Source organism: Vibrio sp. 1402 (assembly GCF_033340275.1).
In genome coordinates this window covers 1-601 of the sequence record NZ_JAWOWE010000444.1, presented here as the reverse complement: position 1 = coordinate 601, position 601 = coordinate 1, and the positions used below count along the sequence as shown (strand labels likewise).

Genomic DNA, 601 nt, shown 5'->3' with positions numbered 1-601 from the left:
CGCAGTGAGTATGGGTCTTGCACTTTTTCACAGTTGGTGTGCGATTCACCAATTTCACTCGATGTATCCAGTAGGTGACGGTATGCCATTGCCGCATCCATTTGGCTACGATGGCCACGTACGCGGTGGATTCGAGGATCAAATGGGCGACGGCTGCCTAGTGCGGCTTCTACAGACATGGCTCCACACACGGTTGCTGACGCGAAAAGATCTTCGGCAATAAACAGACCTTCTAGCGCGAATGCTGTTGAAGCCTGTGTACCATTGAGTAACGCTAAGCCTTCTTTTGGCGCTAGTGTGATAGGCTCAAGACCAGCAATTTTAAGCGCTTCGTAGCCTGATACGATTTGGCCATTGTGACGTGCTTGGCCTTCACCAAGCAGCACCGTGCTCATGTGGGCTAGGGGAGCCAAATCGCCTGAAGCGCCCACCGAGCCTTTTTGAGGGACGCATGGATAAACTTGCGCATTGACCAAATCAATCAACATGTTGATGACTTTCAAACGAATGCCAGAAAATCCACGAGCCAAGCTGTTGATTTTTAAAACCATCATGAGGCGAACGGTTTCATCAGACATGAATTTCCCGATACCCGCAGCAT

1 protein-coding gene is annotated in these 601 nt (G+C 50.1%); it reads right to left on the bottom strand.

Annotated elements, in window-relative coordinates; translation table 11 throughout:
- Positions 1–601, bottom strand: a 601-nt coding sequence (locus R7044_RS26565; protein ID WP_225456157.1) for an aromatic amino acid lyase, incomplete at both ends; no start/stop codon positions are given.